The sequence below is a fragment of the Eubacterium segne genome, assembly GCF_014287775.1.
GTDB lineage: Bacteria > Bacillota > Clostridia > Lachnospirales > Lachnospiraceae > Eubacterium_G > Eubacterium_G segne.
Genome location: NZ_JACOOZ010000010.1, coordinates 23,283 through 40,766 on the forward strand (window position 1 = coordinate 23,283; position 17,484 = coordinate 40,766).

Genomic DNA, 17,484 nt, shown 5'->3' on the forward strand with positions numbered 1-17,484 from the left:
TCCAAGGTTAAAATGTTTATTAATATTCAAAATAAGAAAAATTAGTTATCATCAGCTTTGAAATTATAAATCGGAGTAATTACCTTTAATTCCAATTTTTTTGTTAGGTTGACATAATCTGCCACCCTGATTTGGTACAATGTGTGTATATTGTAATATATGGGTAAGATTAAATATCAATAAATAGGAGGATTAGGAAAGGGGAGATTATGTTAAGAACAAGAAGAATATGAAGTTGTTTGATATTATTATCACTTTAGCACATGGTTTGTTTAGAAAAGAAAATGAGGATAAGGATTTATTTGAGGTGAGAACGCGAAAAATACTTTTGATTTCAAATTCTATTGCATCCACAAGTACAATTATTAATACAGCTATAACTCGTAATCCTAAAAATCTTGACATAGGAAGTCTATTGAACACTATTACACACTTGTTTACAGATTTACATTTTATTGCAAAGATAAAGCAGGAATTCATTAATAATGAAATTTCAGATAGATTAAAAAAAGAAATTGACGAAATCGATTTACTATATGAAACAATATAAAAATAAATAATGGAATTTATATGAATGAGATGTTGCTAAAAATTTATAAGGTAATATCTCATTTTTTTATAGAGTAATTTTGGTACACCACCACTTTCCACCATTCCCCTTTGTCTTATCCAAATTATATGATAAAATACATAATAACAAGAAAACATAGCGAGGTGTTCTAGTGAGAAACAGACTAATAATTTTATTTATAATGATATTTGCCCTTACAGGGTGCAGTGCTGACAGCAGTAGTATTAGATTGGGTGCGGCAGGAATCGGCGGTGCATACCATGTATTTAGCGATATTTTCGCAGGAGTAGTGAGTGAGGCGGACAACGGCTATGATATGCAGGTAAAAACCACAGCCGGTTCGGCGGCGAATCTCCGACTTTTATCAAAGGGCTATCTGCAAATGGCAATTGCCCAGAATGATATGACAAATGATGCGTACTACGGCGAAGGCAATTTCGCAGGTGGCGATAAATACCGTGGATACAGTGCCATTGCAACATTATATGACGAGGCATGTCAGATTGTTGTAAGGAAGGATTCAAACATCAAATCGGTAAATGACCTTCAGGGAAAGAATATCAGCATAGGAGAAAAGGAATCAGGAACAGAACAAAGTGCAAAACAGATTTTACAGGCTTACGGACTTACAGACAGATTAGTAAAAACAGTTCAGTTAGATTATACCAGTGCAGCAGACAAGTTAAAAGATATGGAAATTGATGCATTTTTCTGTACAGCTGGAACAGCCACTACAGTAATCAGTGAACTGGCGAAGCAGTGTGATATTGAACTATTGTCATTAGATGATGAAAGTATCAAAAAACTTGAGTCAGCTTACAAATCATACAACATATATACTATTCCGGCAGGCACATACAATGGACAAAAGCAGGATGTTAAAACGGTTGCTGTTAAAGCACTTCTTCTGGCAAGTGATAAATTATCAGACAAAACAGTTAAGGATATAACTAAAATTCTTTTTGATAAGAAGGAAGAAATTCAGCTGGCACTGCCGGTGGATATTTCCTTAGATGAAAAAACTGCTGTGGAAGGAATTTCAATTCCATTTCACAAAGGTGCTGCAGAATATTACAAAGAATGCGGCATTGACGTTAAAATAGAGAAAGGAAATAATTAACAGCTGATATGAAGATAGAATTGGATATGTATCAGACAATGGCAGTTGCTGTCCTTGTTCTGATGTTGGGAAAATTTTTAAAAAAGAGAGTTAATTTTTTAGAAAGATTTTGTATTCCGGCACCGGTTATTGGTGGCGTAATATTTGCAGTATTTACATGTATATGCTATGTAACAGGAGTGGCGGAGTTTACCTTTGACGATATTTTAAAGGAAGTATGCATGGTATTTTTCTTTACATCTGTAGGCTTTCAGGCAAATCTAAAGGTTTTGAGAAGTGGCGGAAAAGCAATGATTGTATTTCTTGGATTGGTTATTACCTTAATTGTATCCCAGAATTTTCTGGCAGTAGGACTTTCAAAATTGCTAAACATAAGTCCGTTAGTGGGATTGTGTACAGGCTCAATTCCAATGGTTGGAGGACATGGTACGGCAGGAGCCTTTGGCCCGGTTTTGGAAGACTTTGGAATTGGCGGAGCCACTACGTTATGTACCGCAGGAGCTACATTTGGTTTAATTGCAGGAAGCGTAATGGGTGGTCCTGTAGGAAGACGTTTAATAGAAAAGAAAAAGCTGTTAGATACAGTTGTTCAGGAAGATGACAGCTTGTTGGTGGAAGAAGAGAAGAAGCACGAGAGACACACAAGTATGTACCCTTCAGCAGTTTTCCAGATTATCATTGCCATTGGAATAGGTACCATTGTGTCAGAGCTTTTGTCCCTTACAGGAATGACTTTTCCAATATATATAGGTGCAATGATTGTTGCAGCCTGCATTCGTAATATAGGAGAATATTCAGGAAAATTTACCATATATATGGGTGAAATAAATGACATTGGTGGTATAAGCCTTTCACTGTTTTTAGGCATGGCAATGATTACCCTTAAAATCTGGCAGTTAGCAGAACTGGCACTTCCACTGGTGATTTTATTGGCAGGACAGACACTTCTTATATTGTTCTTCACATATTTTGTAGTGTTTAATGTAATGGGAAAAGACTATGATGCAGCAGTATTATCCTCAGGTGTATGTGGCTTTGGAATGGGTGCCACCCCTAATGCCATGGCAAATATGCAGGCATTGTGTGAGAAATACGAGCCATCAGTTAAGGCGTATCTGTTAGTTCCATTGGTAGGAAGTTTATTCGCCGATTTCTTAAACAGTTTAGTAGTTACATTCTTCATTAACTTTTTATAGAAAATGTATATTCGGGAGGTATAAAAATGCTCATAAAAAAAATAAGAAAAAAACGTGGTGATTATGAGGTGGAAAGTGAAAACCTTGCAGTTCCTGAAATCCATACAGGAGAAATAAAGGAAGAAGAAAAGGACGACAAAACAGACAAGGACGGGTACATCACATATGATAATGTAGCAATACCGGAAATTCACATTAAGAGGAAAAAATAAGGAGGAGGTTTCATATGAATAATTTTGTATACGACATACCTACTAAGGTGTATTTTGGAGAAAATCAGCTAGGTCATTTAGGTGAAGAATTAAGTAAGTACGGAAAAAAGGTACTGCTTGCATATGGTGGCGGTTCTGTAATTGACTGCACAAAATACATTGGAGCGGCAGCTTTTTATGACGGAGATGCATGGGATATATTAGAGCAGAAAACAGACGTTAAGTAGTATCTTCCTATTGTGGACATCCTCATGGGCAATAAACGGATTTGTAGATGGTGGCAAGCGTCAGGCGTGGAGTTGTCATCCAATGGAGCATGAACTCTCAGCAATATATGACATAACTCATGGTTTAGGTCTGGCAATACTTACACCACGTTGGATGAAATATTGTTTTGACGAAACTACAGTGTCAAAATATGTGGATTTTGCGGTAAATGTATTTGGAGTTGACGAAAATCTCCCACCAATGGAAATTGCAAACAAAGGTATTGAAATGATGGAAAAATTCCTTTTTGAAACATTAGGATTAAAGAGCAGTTTTATTGATATTGGAATTGATGAAAGTCATTTTGAAGTAATGGCTGAAAAGGCAGTAAGGCTGGGAGGACTGGCATATGCATTTAAACCTCTTGCAAAAGAAGATGTTGTAAATATTTTCAAAATGTGTTTATAAATAAGATATTTGCCGGAAGTGGTAAACAGTAAAATTAAATAAGAATAAAACAATGTCGGTTATCATTTTGGTAGCCGGCATTTCTTTTTATCTTAATTTATGCTAACCTATTATCAAGTAATTAGCAAAGTCAGGATAAAAAATGAGAGAAATAATTAATAATAAAAAAAGAGTTTATGCCGTTATTATATTGGCATTATTTAATTTTATATTTTTAGGAACAGAGTATCTGTTTGACAACATGATGAAATATGTAACTGATTCTAAAGGTGTGGTAATTGCACAAAGTTACATATTAGGAGCCAGCGTATTGGGATTTATCATATTCCCTTTTATTAAAGGCTGTGTGAAGAGTAAGGTGCCATACATAGGAAGCATATTGGCAGTAGCAGGGTATATTGGCGGTGTATTGATAATAGTTATGCATTTTTCATATGTTTTAATATTAATTGCCGGGTGCCTTATTTTTGTGTTGTTAGGAATTATAGGCAGTTTAACCCATTACCTTGTGGCAATTAATCTGTTTAAAGATGGCAGTCTGGCAAAGACTATTGGTTTTTCATATGCCATAGGTTTGTACCTTCAGTTCATTAATAACAATCTTATAAACAATGACAGGGCAGAGGCTGTTGTATTGTCAGTAATGATGATAATATGGCTGGCTGTTATTTTAAGTTATGCTTTAAAAAAGCCGGAAGATATTGTGTCAGCAACGGGGCAAAATCAGGATATACTCAAAAGACCAAAAGTTGCAGCTATAACCCTGATTTTTCAGGTGTTGTTCATGGCATGTATATTTTCTACCCTTGATAATGTGGTTACATTATTCCATTCCACAGGAAAGGTTGACATAGGACAGCTGCCAAGACTATTGCTGGCAGTAAGTGGAATTTTGGCAGGTATTTTATTTGATATGGGAAAAAGACGGTATATGAGTATTATTATGTACTGTGTGACTCTGTTATCTACTATTTGCGTATTAGTTATAATGACAGGGGGCAGATTCATGGTAGGTCTTATAGTATTTTATCTGTCAGCAGGGTTTTTCGCAGTATTTTTTACTACGGCATTTATTGAACTGTCTTTCCATATGAAAAAAATGGAACTTTGGGCAGGTCTTGGACGTGGTGTAAACAATTTATGTGCTGCCATTATAGGAACATTATCCATCAATTTGTTTGAAACAAAAAGCGTTTTTGTTAATAGCATTGTAGCATTGGTTATGTTTGTGTTAATAAGTTTATCAATATTCATATACTATATGCATAATGGCATAAGACAGGATATAGAGTCTATAGAGACTCAGGAGGAAGATTTAAAAGACAAATTTATAAAATTCTCAGAAACATTTTCCTTAACACCAAGGGAAAAAGAGGTGATGATGAAACTTCTTACGTCCGACAAAAGTGTACAGGATATAGCAGGAGAATTATATATTTCAAGAGCAGCATTGTACAGGCATATTGCCAACTTAAATGAGAAAACAGGTACCAAATCCAGAGTGGGTCTGATTCAGTTTTATTATGAGTGGAAATAACAAAAAAATGCCATAAAATAACGATTTGAGACATATGTAAACTTAAAAAAAAGTAAACTTTATGGGATATTATTCATACAAATACAGGTGGGAGTGCCGGATTTAACCGGTCCTCGAAAACAAAAAATATTACATACGTGAAAGGAGTATTTGTTATGAAAGAAAAAGTTATAAGTTTATTATTAAGTCTTGCATTGTTGATTACAATGATGCCTCAGATGGTGTTAGGAGCCAATGGACCGGGTAAGGGAGAGTTGCCGTCATATTTAAGATTGATTTCGGAAAAGACCGACAAGTTTATATTTGCCAATTTTGCACAGGCTAAGGTGGAAAAGGTAAATGGTGTGACATATAATGAAAAAAACAACACTCTTACACTAAATAATGTAAAAATGAAAGAGTACAACCTAGTTGCCAATATTATGGGTGATGATTTTAAAATTAACGTAAAAGGTGAAAATGAAGTAAGGTCAATCTTTATTTGGGGAGACGGATATGGTGGAAATCTTACTATTTCAGGAGATGGAAAACTTGTGGTAAATAAGCAGAAATTACAGGAAACAGCGATTAATATGCGTGCCGAGGGAACAAAGGGAATTCTTACAATAGAGAGCACCGTGGACATGGAAATGTATTCACAAAAAGGATATCCTGTAATAGAAACAATTGGGGCTTCAAATGGTGATAAGACAAAAGCCATAGCTATAAAGGGAAAGACTTCAGAAAAGGTTAATGTTAAGCAGGATAAAGAAAAACATGTGATTCCGGAAAATGTTAAGGCATATGATGTTTCAGAAGGAGCATGGCTTGATAAGTTTAAAAAAGACGGAAAATATTATGGTGGCAATGCAAAGTATGATGATAACATGGAAAAAACAGGCTATTATTCCATGTATGAAATATTGGAAAATAAAGAAATTGAGGCAGGGAAAACTTATTTAATTGCAAAGCCTATAAAAGGTCAGGAGAATATTAAGCCTGAAACTAAAGGATATGAAACGGTATTAGACAGTGATGGGGAGATAGATCAGTTTAAGGGAGTGGTACTTATGGACCTGTTTAGTGAGGTTTACCTGCAAATGTATCACAGCACTTCTGATAATAAAGACTATGGTGTATATACCGTACATTACATTGACGATGACCATCCTGATGGAGTCATAAAATATACCGTATTTAAAATAGTAGATGACAGTATATTAGGCAAGGCTGCCATTTTAGTACCGGGCAAGAAAGAAATATTAGAATTGCCAAAGGATTTACAGCAAAAGATTAAGGGAGAATATTATTCATATTTCTACACTGTTAATTTGGAAAAACTGGTTCTTACAAAAGGAACAGCACCAAAGCCGGCTGTAAAGAAAATCGGTCAGGCAAAAATCAGCAGTGCGAAAAATTCAAAGAAAAAGACAGTAACTCTTAGCTGGAAGAAAGCAAGCAATGCAAAGAAATATCAGATTCAGTATTCTTTAAATAAAAAGTTTTCTAAGGCAAAGAAGTATAAAACAAAGACAATAACATCCTCTAAATTAAAAGTGACTGTAAAAAAACTTACTAGGAAAAAGACATATTATTTCAGGGTAAGGGGAATAAATGGCAAGAATGCTGGCAAATGGTCGGCAGTTAAAAAAGTTAAGATAACCAAATAAATGCAAAAACCCGGAAGAAAAGACATTATTCTTGTTCTTCCGGGTTTAATTATGTTGACATTTTTGTTATACTTAAAACACTGTAAACATAATTTATGTTAGTGAATCAGCAATAGGATGTGTATTAATAGGTGCCGGTACGTTATTAATGGTGCTTTAATTCGCAAAGATTATTATAGACTGAAAAATGGTATTAAATTACAGGAGAGATAAGGCTAAAATGAGAAAGTTAGTAAAAACAATAGCGCTTGTAGCTGCAATAACAGCTATTTATGGAGGAGTTCAAAATACATATACTGCATATGCAAATGAAACAGAAAGAGGAACAGCAGAGGAAACTACAGCAGTTATTCCGGAAGAGACTACCAAAAATCCGGAAAATAATTCTAAGATACCAAAGGAAAGTATTATTTCTAAAATATCTCCATCTAAATCTAAAACAGTGGTTTTAGACCCGGGACATTGTAGTGTACATACAGGAGCAAAGGCAAACGGATTAAGGGAAGAAAAAGTAGTTCTTGACATAGCAAATGCCTGCAGGGATGAATTAAATAAATATGAAAATATAAATGTATATATGACAAGGAATACAGGAAGATGCTGCAGTGCCCTTAAGTTAGGGGATTGTCTTGTGGCAAGAAATAATTATGCATTGCGTTTAGATGCTGACTTTCTAGTTAGTATGCATATTAATGCAGATGATAATCCTCACAGAAACGGAGCCATGATTCTTCCGGCATATAGGTCTGGATACAATGATAATGTGCGAATTGAAACTCAGGCATTAGGCAGACAGGTTTTGGCTAATTTAAAGGATTTGGGCATAAAGAATCTGGGACTTTTACTGAGAAAGGCAGATGACATGTATTACGGTAACGGTGCCAGGGCAGACTATTATTCCATAGTAAGAAACGGAGTAAAAACTAAAATCCCAAGCATAATTATTGAACATGGATTTGTTACCAGCAAATCAGACTGTGAAAAGTTTTTTAGCACCAAGGCAAAAAGAGAAATGTTAGGTGTGGCAGATGCCAATGCCATTGTATCATATTATGGTTTAAACCCTATTCAAAACAAGGGAAAGTTTGTAAAGGAAAATGGTGCCACATATTATGTTACGGAAGATGGTAGGAAAGTAAAAGGCTGGGTAAAGCATAACAGTAAATGGTATTATTTTAGCAAGAACAACGGAAAAATGAGAAAAGGTTTTATTTCAGTGGGCAAAAAGAAATATTATCTGTCAGGAAGTAACGGTGCTTTAAGAACTGGTTGGATTAAGGTAAAGGGATACAGATATTTGACAAAGGGAGATGGTTCCGTAATAAGAAATCAGGCTTACAGTGACAGTGTAAAAACATACCTTTTTAGCAAAACAGGAAAGAAGTACACAAAGGGAAGACATAGAATTAAAGGAAAAATGTATTATATAAATAAGAGAACAGGTACGGTTATTAACAGATAAATTGCATTCGCCTGTCTTATAAATGTTAAGGAGAGATTAATGAAAAAACATAATATATCTCAGGTAAAAGATGAAGCAAAATGGATGCTGAAATACGCGAAACACTATTGGGGAGCAATTTTACTTTATTGTGTGTTAGGTGTTTTGGCAACTGTTATGGGATTAGCAGGAAGTGTAATGAGTAAATACCTGATTGACATTGTAACAGGGTACGATACAAAGGCAATAGGATGGGTTGTTTCCCTGATGATTGCCATGGGTATGGGAAATATCGTGTTAAATGCCATAACCAGCAGGGCAACGGTTTTAATCAGTACCAAAGTATATAATGAAATTCAGGCAGAAATTTACGACAGGGTAATGGAAGCTGATTGGGAATCGCTGTATGAATATAGAAGCGGTGACTTAATAAACAGGCTTACAGGAGATGTGAAAACTGTTTCAGACAGTGTTATCAGCTGGTTTCCCAGTCTTATTACCAAGGGAGCACAGTTTTTAGGAGCGTTGGTTATTATTTTATATTATGACCCTACTATGGCAGTTATTGCATTACTTAGCGCACCGGTTTCAGTGCTAATGTCCAGGGTGATTTTGTCAAAAATGAGAAAATACAGTCAGGAACTTAGAAAAGCAAGCAGTGAAGTCATTACATATCAGGAAGATTCTTTTCAGAATATACAGACAATTAAATGTTTTGGAATAGTGGATTTTTTTGAAAAAGGGATGAGAAATGTACAGCAAAAATATAAGGATTTAATGATGGATTACAACAAAATGTCCATAACCGCCACAAGTCTCTTATCTTTTACGGGAATGTTGGTATCTTACGGATGTTTAGGCTGGGGAGTATACAGATTGTGGAAGGGTGCCATTATATTTGGAACTCTTACATTGTTTATACAGCTGGCAAACAGTTTGTCCTCCTCGTTTTCTTCTTTAATATCATTAGTTCCTCAGGCGGTATCAGCTACCACCAGTGCAGGAAGAATTATGTCAGTATCTGAAATTAAGCCGGAGCCGGTGATTGAGGAAGAAACTGCACAAAAAATAAAGGAAAACAGTTCTAAGGGATTGGAAATCAGAATAGAAAATATTGATTTTACGTATAAGGGTGGTGAAAAGGTTTTATCTAATGTAAACCTTTTGGCAAAGTCAGGAAATATTGTGGCAATAGTAGGTCCTTCAGGAGAGGGAAAAACAACTATAATGCGAATAATTTTAGGACTTATAAATCCACAATCCGGAAAAAGTGTTATGAGGGATAATTTAGGAAATGAATGTGCTCTCTCCGCTGCTACAAGGGAAATGTTTTCGTATGTACCTCAGGGCAATACAATTTTTGCCGATACCATTGCCAAGAATATGAGAATGGTTAAAAATGATGCAACAGACAAAGAAATAATAGTAGCTCTTAAAACTGCCTGCGCCTATGATTTCGTAAAAAAACTGCCGGAGGGCATAAATACCATAATCGGTGAAAACGGGCAGGGACTTTCAGAAGGTCAGGCACAGCGAATTTCAATAGCCCGTGCAGTTCTCAGAGATGCACCGGTAATACTGTTAGATGAAGCTACTTCTGCATTGGATGTGGATACCGAGGAAAAGGTTCTTAAAAATATAATAAAAAAGGACAGCAAGAAAATATGTATTGTAACAACCCACAGACCAAGTGTTTTGGATATTTGTGAGAGGGTTTACAGGATAAATAAGACAAATTTTGAGGAAATTAAAAAATAAAAATGTTGCATAAAGACAAATTATATCATAAAACTTTACTTTTTTTTTTCACCGGTGGTAATATCAGATAAATAAGAAAGTTTGACGTTAAACTTATACTGGATTAAACCACGTGAAAAGTTAATTAAAAAGTAGATTCAGTATCATTAGCAGACTGGAGAAAACAATGGAGAGTATTACGGTTTTTACACCTACATATAATCGTGGAAATATAATTAAAAGATTATATTGCTCATTAAAAAAACAGACGTGCAAAGATTTTGTGTGGCTTGTTGTTGATGATGGCTCCACTGATAGCACTGAGAAACTTATAAAAAAGTGGCAGCTGGAAAATGAAATAAAGATAGAATATTTGAAGCAGGACAACTTAGGAAAGTCTATGGCTCATAACAAGGCTGTGGAAATGACAACAACAGAAATATTTATGTGTCTTGATTCAAATGATGTTATTACCCCAAATGCCATTGAAATGGTACTTAAATGTTGGGAAAAAGTTAAACTGAATGAAAACATTGTAGGTATTATGTCACAGAAAAAAGTTCAGTTCAAAGATATAAAAAGGGAAATGAAGGTTAAACAACTGCCGGGGTATATCAAAATAAAACATGATAAAAAGCCTGGAGAAAAAGCTTTTAATGACAGGTATTACATTGAGAAAGAAAAAGCAAGTGATGGCTACGTTGAGACTACTTTAGGGGAGGCATACAGGAAGTTTGGCTTAAAAGGGGAGGCTATGCTGGTATTTAGAACAACAGAAGTTAAGAAGTATCAGTTTCCTAAAATTCAAAAGGAAAAATTTGTACCCGAGGCATACTTATATAATTTAATAGACAGGGACGGAAAACTTGTGGTATTAAACAGAACGTTGTGTGTACACAGATATCAGATGGATGGGTATACATTTAATATGTCAAAACTTATTAAAGATAATCCAAAGGGTTATCTGTTATATGTTAATCAGAAAATAAATAGTGATGATACATTTAGGTCGTTATTTTTTGATTATATAAGATATATTTCAGTAGCAGGAATTGCAGGGGAGAAGGATGTAATAAAGAAAGCACACAACAAGATTGTTGCGTTAATGGCATACCCCTTTGGTGTGATATTTTATTTGTTAAGGTATAAGAGAGTTTAAAAGAGGTGTCACATGATAAGTCCTGATAGTAAAATCTTTATGGATGCCGTTAAAGGAGCCCTTGGGACAGATGGTGAAAACATAGAGATAAATATTAATAAAAAAGAGCAGCTTATTGAAGTATTAAATATGGCAAGGGAACAGAGTATGCTTCCTATTGTGTGCGATTTTATTGCCGGTACCAACAGCTACGAAAGATTTCAAAAAGAGATTGCACCTTATAAAAGACAAACCATTTTGCTTATGATATCCCAGACTCAGAGGACAAGCTTTTTCTTTGAAATTTATAAAAAGTTATTACAAAATGAAATTAAACCGGTGGTGGTTAAGGGAATTGTTCTTAGAAATCTTTATCCTAAGCCGGATTGTAGATATTCAAATGATGAAGATTTGCTTATTGATAAAGAAGATTTTATGAAATGCCATGAAATCTTAAAAAAAGAAGGCTTTATATGTGAAAATGACGTGGAGAATATGGACAAAAAGAAGATTCCATATGAAGTAGCTTATTATAATTCGATTACGAAAGTAAGAATAGAGATACATACTGGCTTGTTGCCATCTGACAATAACGCTTTTAAAGGTCTTAATAACAGATTTAAAAAAGCAGTGGATAAGGCGGAGAAGAGAGAGACGGGAACAGGATGGGTATGGACTCTTAATGAAACAGATCATTTTCTGTTTTTACTAAGTCATAGTTACAAACATTTTATATATTGTGGTTTTGGAGTACGTCAGCTGTGCGATTTGCTGATATTTGTCCAAAAATATAATTCCTTAATTAATTGGGATTATGTGGAAACTGTGGCACAGGAAAACAGATTATATAGATTCCTTATCAATTTATTTGATATAGGTGACAGATATTTAGGCTTTAACAGCAGCGAGATTCCTTTAAAAGACAGACAGTTAATTGTGGCAGACAGTGAAAATCTTTTAGTGGATATGCTTGATTCAGGAACTTTTGGTAAAAGCAGTATGGGAAGGATACATAGCTCAAAAATCACCATAAGTGCTGCAAATAAAGGATTTTCAGAGAAAAATAAAAAAGTACGGCTTTCCATAAAAAGCTCTTTATTTCCGTCTAAGTCATATATGAAGCAGAAATATCAGTATTTGCAAAAGAGAAGTTATTTATTGCCGGTTGCGTATTGTCACAGAATAATAAGGTATTTGAAACAGAGAAGAACACAAAGCAGATATTCTAAAGAAATAGACAGTATAGCAATGGGAAAGAAAAGAATGGAACTTATGCGTCAGTATGGAGTTTTATGAGAAAATAAGTTATTTAAATTTATTAGGAGGAAAGGGATAATGAAAGTGAGAAAAGTTCTAAAAAAAAGCAACAGCGGTCGTAATGGCTACAGCTTTTACGTTTTCAGGAATTAGCTTTCCTACATTTGTAAATCCTACGAATGTAAAAGCCGAAACTGCAAAGGAACCGGGAAATATTCCGGCAAATGCAGAAGTTTTCTTTGATGCAAATAATGAAATACAGTCATTTAACGTTGGATCATACTGGGATGTTTATGACCAGTATTTATTGGGAAATATTGTAAATAAAAACAATGGATTAAAGCTTACATCATCTACTGATGGAGGAATTATTTCAGGGGCGGATACAAGTCAGGCAGCAGAAGTTACCAGCCCTCAGACATATCAGATATCCATGACGGGAAGTAATGGTGATTCAGCTACAAAGACCATTTCAGGTGTAAGTATTCCAAAAAACGCAACGGTTACCCTTACAGGTTCGGGAGGTGCATGCTCAGAAGAAACAAATACAGTAACATGGACTATTCCGGTTCTTAATGCAGGAGAATCATTAAGAAAAGAAAGGCTGCTACAGTTAAAATTTCTCTTAAGAAGATTAAAGGTATAAAGAAATATCAGGTACGGATTTCTTCATCTAAGAAATTTAAAAAGGTTTTAGCTAAGAAAACTGTTAAAAGTGTTTCGTTTACTTTAAAGAGCAAAAAGATTAAAAATAAAAAAGTGTTATACATAAGGGCAAGAGTCATAAAAACTGTTGTCAGAAAGAGCTATTCAGGTAAGTGGAGCAAGCCTAAAAAAGTAACAATAAAAATAATAATTAATCAATAAAATAACCGGTAAGGTGTGACATATTTTTGATATGTACATACTTTACCGGTTTTCATTTAAGTTAAATCCTTTTTTTACAAATATCATTTAGGCAACATCTGTTGCAGTGAGGAGTGGTTCTGGCAGTACATACTTCCCTGCCATGATACACAAGACGGTGACAAAAGTCGCTGCCTTCTTCGCCGGGAATGATTTTCCAAAGTGCCATTTCAACTTTTTTCGGTTCCTTTATTCCATCCACTAATCCCATACGGTTGGTAAGTCGGATGCAATGGGTATCTGTAACAATGGCAGGCTTCCCATAAACATCACCCATTATAAGATTAGCACTTTTACGGCCAACTCCCGGAAGCTTCAACAAATCCTCCATATTGTCAGGTACCTTGCAATCAAAGTCATCTCTCAACATTTTCATGCAAAGACTTATATCCCGGGCTTTACTTTTCCCTAATCCACAGGGACGGACTATTTTTTCTATTTCTTCTACAGGGGCTTCAGCAATAGCATCAATAGTAGGATATTTTTTATATAAATCAGGGACGATTTTATTTACCCGCTCATCAGTGCACTGGGCAGCAAGACGGACGCTTATTAAAAGCTTCCATGCATCCTTATAGTCTAAGGTACAGGAGGCATCAGGATATTCCTTTTTTAAACGATTAATAATTTCCAAAGCAAGCTGTTTTTTTGTCATTTTTTTAATCCTTTCAAATATATCATTTACATATTATAGCATATTTTTTCTTGCTACACATTGATTTAGTGATATAATATTTCTATAAGTTTGAACGGAGACAAGGAGGATACTAAAATGGATAATAATATAGAAAAATCCTGTGTGGAATTTTCTACATCACAGATGCTTAAATGGATGGAATATGTTGCAGATATGCAGGGGGTAACACCTGAAAAAATCAAGCTTCTTAATACTTGCGGAAAAAGGAGAAATGTTCTTGCAACAATAGCAACTCATAAGAGAATTTTAATTTTTGCTGATGAAACTCATCCTAATATGTTATATAAATGCTGGGAAGCAGGCTATGGCGACTATGAAATGTATTTTGGAAAGGGATATGAGCCTGGAGAAATGAAGCACTGTAAGGTAAGCGACATGATGGATGATGAGTTGTCAGGTCCTACGGTTATTTTCATTGTTAATGAAAATACCAGAGAATCAATGATTTTTGGAATAAAAAATGAAAACTTCTCATCAGGTACCGTTAAATATGTAGGTCACGAAATAAGGTCTGTTATTATGAATAAGTTAGAGCTGGATGTTAGTGACACAGCCCTTATTGTAAGTGGTGAAAGTATAGTAATAGAGGCTTCAATGGTGGCATATGAAGGAGTAATTATTGCAGCAGAAAGAGATGCAGGTTCCCTTCGCTCCATGGAAGAGAATGCGTCTAAGTTTGGAGTTCACAATGTTGAAATCGTTTCTGACTTAAAGGTGGAAACATTGGAGAAGCTTCCGGTGCCAAGAATTGCATTTATAGTAGCAACAAAGCAGGATATTGAAAGTGATATTGTAAACTTATTAAAAATTAATCCAAACATTAAGATTATTGTTTATACCTTAGAACTTGATATATTAGCAGACATTAAATACTTAATGAAAAAACATGGAGTTAATGTTACGGAAGTAATGCAGATATCAGTTTCAAAAACAGACAAAAACAGTATTTTTGTTGCACAGCCGTCACCTTGGATGATAACCGGAGAGGTTACGCAATGAAATAAACATAAAAAATATAAAAATAGCACAAAATATATTGACATCACATATACAAAATGTTAACATGCATATAACGATATGAGGCAACACAGGCAACGTATTATTCAAAACATATGTCAGGTATGGATTTGCGCACATAATTTCACATACTAATGTACATATGCTTCCTTATGTTTTAGGCGTGTATTGCCCTATCAGTTATATTGTGAACAGGGGGTGGAAATATGGATTTAAATTTCAAGTCCGGATTTTTCTGACGATGACGTGTTAACATGACGTTATGTCAAAAGAGCTATGGTATTTCCCGGAAGTATCCAGGGATTATACTTTTATTTTTTAATTTGTCATATTGAAACTTAGACGGTATTCTGTCAGCCATTTCGACAGGCTATGTCGGAGAATGTGTAAAAATACTTCCTTGATATAGAGCCTATGGCTTTTGTTATATTCAACAGTTCTATATCTTTAACACCTTATATATATTTATAGTGTATACATATTAATTTCATACTAAGTGTCTTATTGTATGGTAGGGCATATTATTGACAGAAAAGGTCCAAAGTTTTACCGGTATGGTTTTAGGTAATTAAATCCGTACCGGTTTTTTGTATTTAGCCTTAAAGGTAGATGATTTATTTGATTTTAATGCTTACTTCCCCGGATGAAAGCCATTTCTCGCTACCATCTTCATATTCTACCTTTAATCGGCAGTCTCTGTCGATTTCTTTGGCAGTAACAGGTATTTTATCATCACCGTTTACAATATAAATTCTTCGTCCAATAAGCATGGAACGTTTAATGTATTCATCCACGTAGGATTTTTTGTCAAAATTTTCATAATAGTCCATAAAATAATCCAAAAGATGGGCTATAAGGATACTTCTTTTATTAACCGTATCGGTATTGCTGTCAAAAACCGCAGTGGCTATATCATTAATGTTATCAGGAAATCCACCGTCAGGATAGCAAATGTTAATTCCTATTCCTACAATGGCATAATCTAATTTTCCCGTTTCAATATTAAAGGAAGCTTCAGTTAATATTCCACAAACTTTTTTATCAGATATATATATATCATTAACCCATTTAATGTCAGCTTTTTTATCTGAAACATCTTCAATGGCTTTGGCAGTGGCAACGGCAGCAGAAGTAGTAAGAAACAGTGATTCCCCTGCCGGAATGTCAGGGCGGACTAAAATGCTTAAATATATTCCGGTTTTTGATGGAGAATAAAAATTCTTTCCCATGCGCCCTTTTCCGGCAGTCTGTTCCTGAGAAATTATTACGGTTCCGTGAGGTGCCCCCTGAGCTGCCTGCTCCTTTAAAACATCATTAGTGGACGAAATTGTGTCATATACAGTTATGTTAAGGCCGTCGTGGTTTAAATGCTGCTTTATGCTCCAGGATGAAAGAATGTCATTATCCATGTTAAGACAATATCCTTTATTAGGAACAGCAGAAATACGGTATCCACTTTTCTCTAAGGACTTAATTGCCTTCCATACGGCATTTCTGCTGACACCTAATGCAGCTGCCAGTTCACTGCCTGAAAAATAAGTTCCTTTATTATCTTCTAATTGTTTTAATACCTGATCTTTTACCTTCATGTTCGCCTCCAAAAGCAAGTTGTAATGCATTAAGTATAGCATTTTATTAATTTAAAAACAATAAAGCTGAAAAGAAATGTGAACCTAAAAAATAAAATGGTTGACAAATAGAGCTATATGAAATAAAATGGTGACGTTTGAATAATAAAAAAGAGAGGATAAAAATATGCAGACACAAAAAGAAAAGTTGTTTTCAACACAAAACATGGTTTTAATAGCAATATTTACGGCTTTGATAGTAGTATGTTCATGGATAAGAGTTCCGGTTCAGCCGGTTCCATTTACCCTTCAGACATTTGCAGTTTTCGTAACTGCCGGATTGCTGGGGTCAAAGAGAGGAACAATCTCAGTTATAGTTTACATACTGTTAGGAATTATAGGCGTTCCGGTTTTTGCAGGTCAGGTAAAATCAGGACCGTCAGTTATAGCAGGACCAACAGGGGGATATATTGTGGGATTTATATTTACGGCAATTGTTACAGGATTAATTGTTGAAAAAGCTGCTAACAAATTAGAGGGAGTGGCAAAAATCGCAGTTACCGCATTAGCAATGATTGTAGGAGATGTAATATGTTTTGCCATAGGAACAATATGGTTCATGATTTTAATGAAAAACGGATTAGTTGCAACATTGGGACTTTGCGTATTCCCATACATAATACCTGATATAATTAAAATAATTGTTGCAGTAATAATTGTAGACAGAATGAAAAAATATGTAAGATATTTTGATTAATTTTAA

15 protein-coding genes and 1 pseudogene are annotated in these 17,484 nt (G+C 34.8%); 14 read left to right on the forward strand and 2 right to left on the reverse strand.

Features of this window, described 5'->3' with window-relative positions:
* The first annotated feature begins 229 nt into the window (after nucleotides 1–229).
* From H8S00_RS12320 to H8S00_RS12375, 12 genes and pseudogenes are all read left to right on the forward strand, one after another.
* A complete protein-coding gene (locus H8S00_RS12320) occupies nucleotides 230–550 on the forward strand; it encodes a hypothetical protein (protein WP_186840641.1) in 321 nt (106 codons plus the stop codon).
* Nucleotides 551–722: 172 nt separating this feature from the next.
* Nucleotides 723–1,691 carry a TAXI family TRAP transporter solute-binding subunit gene (locus H8S00_RS12325; protein WP_021952500.1) on the forward strand — a complete coding sequence of 323 codons (969 nt, stop codon included), beginning with the start codon at nucleotides 723–725 and terminating at the stop codon, nucleotides 1,689–1,691.
* Nucleotides 1,692–1,699: 8 nt separating this feature from the next.
* Complete coding sequence (gene gltS, locus H8S00_RS12330; protein WP_186840642.1) at nucleotides 1,700–2,887, forward strand: sodium/glutamate symporter; 1,188 nt, start codon at nucleotides 1,700–1,702, stop codon at nucleotides 2,885–2,887.
* A gap of 26 nt (nucleotides 2,888–2,913) precedes the next feature.
* Entirely contained in the window at nucleotides 2,914–3,099 is a 186-nt protein-coding gene (locus H8S00_RS12335) for a hypothetical protein (protein WP_021952498.1), read from the forward strand.
* A gap of 14 nt (nucleotides 3,100–3,113) precedes the next feature.
* Nucleotides 3,114–3,774, forward strand: a pseudogene (locus H8S00_RS12340) (hypothetical protein).
* A gap of 142 nt (nucleotides 3,775–3,916) precedes the next feature.
* Complete coding sequence (locus H8S00_RS12345; protein WP_186840643.1) at nucleotides 3,917–5,311, forward strand: LuxR family transcriptional regulator; 1,395 nt, start codon at nucleotides 3,917–3,919, stop codon at nucleotides 5,309–5,311.
* Nucleotides 5,312–5,466: 155 nt separating this feature from the next.
* Nucleotides 5,467–6,960, forward strand: coding sequence for a fibronectin type III domain-containing protein (locus H8S00_RS12350; RefSeq protein WP_186840644.1), 1,494 nt, complete (start codon nucleotides 5,467–5,469; stop codon nucleotides 6,958–6,960).
* A 220-nt stretch (nucleotides 6,961–7,180) separates the two neighbouring features.
* Entirely contained in the window at nucleotides 7,181–8,422 is a 1,242-nt protein-coding gene (locus H8S00_RS12355) for an N-acetylmuramoyl-L-alanine amidase (RefSeq protein WP_186840645.1), read from the forward strand.
* A 39-nt stretch (nucleotides 8,423–8,461) separates the two neighbouring features.
* Nucleotides 8,462–10,159, forward strand: a complete 1,698-nt coding sequence (locus H8S00_RS12360; protein ID WP_186840646.1) for an ABC transporter ATP-binding protein — start codon at nucleotides 8,462–8,464, stop codon at nucleotides 10,157–10,159.
* Between the two features lie 166 nt (nucleotides 10,160–10,325).
* Nucleotides 10,326–11,297: a glycosyltransferase family A protein gene (locus tag H8S00_RS12365; RefSeq protein ID WP_186840647.1), complete on the forward strand. Its 972-nt coding sequence runs from the start codon at nucleotides 10,326–10,328 to the stop codon at nucleotides 11,295–11,297.
* A 12-nt stretch (nucleotides 11,298–11,309) separates the two neighbouring features.
* The gene (locus H8S00_RS12370; RefSeq protein ID WP_186840648.1) at nucleotides 11,310–12,572 is read left to right on the forward strand and encodes a nucleotidyltransferase domain-containing protein; all 1,263 of its coding nucleotides are present in this window, start codon (nucleotides 11,310–11,312) and stop codon (nucleotides 12,570–12,572) included.
* 82 nt (nucleotides 12,573–12,654) lie between these two features.
* Nucleotides 12,655–13,179 carry a hypothetical protein gene (locus tag H8S00_RS12375; RefSeq protein ID WP_186840649.1) on the forward strand — a complete coding sequence of 175 codons (525 nt, stop codon included), beginning with the start codon at nucleotides 12,655–12,657 and terminating at the stop codon, nucleotides 13,177–13,179.
* Nucleotides 13,180–13,461: 282 nt separating this feature from the next.
* On the opposite strand, the gene H8S00_RS12380 is transcribed toward H8S00_RS12375, so the two are convergent.
* Nucleotides 13,462–14,094: an endonuclease III domain-containing protein gene (locus tag H8S00_RS12380; protein ID WP_186840650.1), complete on the reverse strand. Its 633-nt coding sequence runs from the start codon at nucleotides 14,092–14,094 to the stop codon at nucleotides 13,462–13,464.
* A gap of 117 nt (nucleotides 14,095–14,211) precedes the next feature.
* On the opposite strand from H8S00_RS12380, the gene H8S00_RS12385 reads away from it, so the two are divergent.
* Entirely contained in the window at nucleotides 14,212–15,135 is a 924-nt protein-coding gene (locus H8S00_RS12385; RefSeq protein WP_186840651.1) for a Precorrin-6B methylase 2, read from the forward strand.
* A gap of 632 nt (nucleotides 15,136–15,767) precedes the next feature.
* Here the strand turns inward: H8S00_RS12385 and H8S00_RS12390 are convergent.
* Nucleotides 15,768–16,742 carry a biotin--[acetyl-CoA-carboxylase] ligase gene (locus H8S00_RS12390; protein WP_021952487.1) on the reverse strand — a complete coding sequence of 325 codons (975 nt, stop codon included), beginning with the start codon at nucleotides 16,740–16,742 and terminating at the stop codon, nucleotides 15,768–15,770.
* A gap of 166 nt (nucleotides 16,743–16,908) precedes the next feature.
* Here H8S00_RS12390 and H8S00_RS12395 point away from each other — a divergent pair, with 166 nt between their 5' ends.
* Entirely contained in the window at nucleotides 16,909–17,478 is a 570-nt protein-coding gene (locus H8S00_RS12395) for a biotin transporter BioY (protein ID WP_186840652.1), read from the forward strand.
* Nucleotides 17,479–17,484 lie beyond the last annotated feature (6 nt).

Bases quoted from the DNA above. Each gene is read 5' to 3' on its own strand.
- H8S00_RS12320 (WP_186840641.1), top strand. From the start codon at position 230: ATGAAGTTGTTTGATATTATTATCACTTTAGCACATGGTTTGTTTAGA.
- gltS (WP_186840642.1), top strand. From the start codon at position 1,700: ATGAAGATAGAATTGGATATGTATCAGACAATGGCAGTTGCTGTCCTT.
- H8S00_RS12335 (WP_021952498.1), top strand. From the start codon at position 2,914: ATGCTCATAAAAAAAATAAGAAAAAAACGTGGTGATTATGAGGTGGAA.
- H8S00_RS12345 (WP_186840643.1), top strand. From the start codon at position 3,917: ATGAGAGAAATAATTAATAATAAAAAAAGAGTTTATGCCGTTATTATA.
- H8S00_RS12350 (WP_186840644.1), top strand. From the start codon at position 5,467: ATGAAAGAAAAAGTTATAAGTTTATTATTAAGTCTTGCATTGTTGATT.
- H8S00_RS12355 (WP_186840645.1), top strand. From the start codon at position 7,181: ATGAGAAAGTTAGTAAAAACAATAGCGCTTGTAGCTGCAATAACAGCT.
- H8S00_RS12360 (WP_186840646.1), top strand. From the start codon at position 8,462: ATGAAAAAACATAATATATCTCAGGTAAAAGATGAAGCAAAATGGATG.
- H8S00_RS12365 (WP_186840647.1), top strand. From the start codon at position 10,326: ATGGAGAGTATTACGGTTTTTACACCTACATATAATCGTGGAAATATA.
- H8S00_RS12370 (WP_186840648.1), top strand. From the start codon at position 11,310: ATGATAAGTCCTGATAGTAAAATCTTTATGGATGCCGTTAAAGGAGCC.
- H8S00_RS12375 (WP_186840649.1), top strand. From the start codon at position 12,655: ATGGCTACAGCTTTTACGTTTTCAGGAATTAGCTTTCCTACATTTGTA.
- H8S00_RS12380 (WP_186840650.1), bottom strand. From the start codon at position 14,094: ATGACAAAAAAACAGCTTGCTTTGGAAATTATTAATCGTTTAAAAAAG.
- H8S00_RS12385 (WP_186840651.1), top strand. From the start codon at position 14,212: ATGGATAATAATATAGAAAAATCCTGTGTGGAATTTTCTACATCACAG.
- H8S00_RS12390 (WP_021952487.1), bottom strand. From the start codon at position 16,742: ATGAAGGTAAAAGATCAGGTATTAAAACAATTAGAAGATAATAAAGGA.
- H8S00_RS12395 (WP_186840652.1), top strand. From the start codon at position 16,909: ATGCAGACACAAAAAGAAAAGTTGTTTTCAACACAAAACATGGTTTTA.